Source organism: Oleiphilus sp. HI0125 (genome assembly GCF_001635355.1).
Map to the genome: position 1 here is coordinate 1 of NZ_LWGF01001185.1, position 620 is coordinate 620.

Below are 620 nucleotides of genomic sequence, written 5' to 3' on the forward strand. Positions count from 1 at the left end.
AATACGGCCTTTACGTTGCTATCAGAAAGAATAATTTTGAATGCTTCAGTTACACGCTCTTTAGTTGCACCACCACCAACATCAAGGAAATTTGCTGGAGCGCCACCGTGAAGCTTAACGATGTCCATAGTGCCCATCGCAAGACCTGCACCGTTCACCATACAACCAATGTTGCCATCAAGGGCTACGTAATTGAGTTCCCATTCAGCCGCGTGTGCTTCGCGCTCATCTTCTTGCGAAGGATCGTGCATCTCACGTAACTTCGGCTGACGATACATCGCATTACTATCAATGTTAATTTTTCCGTCTAGGCAGTGGATGTTGCCCTCAGGAGTAATTACGAGAGGGTTGATTTCTAACAACGCTAAATCGTAATCATGGAAAAGTTTAGAGAGCCCCAAAAACAACTTCGTGAACTGCTTAATCTGATCGCCAGCGAGACCAAGTTGGAACGCTAGATCGCGTGCTTGGTATGGTTGAGCACCTACTAAAGGATCGATTTCTGCTTTCAGAATTTTTTCTGGCGTTTCTTCTGCAACGGTCTCAATCTCAACACCGCCTTCGGTAGACGCCATGAATACAACGCGACGCGTAGAACGATCTACAACAGCACCAAGATA

1 protein-coding gene is annotated in these 620 nt (G+C 46.1%); it reads right to left on the reverse strand.

The genetic code is table 11. The features are described from left to right. Positions 1-620: ATP-grasp domain-containing protein (locus A3762_RS20535; RefSeq protein ID WP_369820709.1), on the reverse strand; the 620-nt coding region annotated here is incomplete at both ends.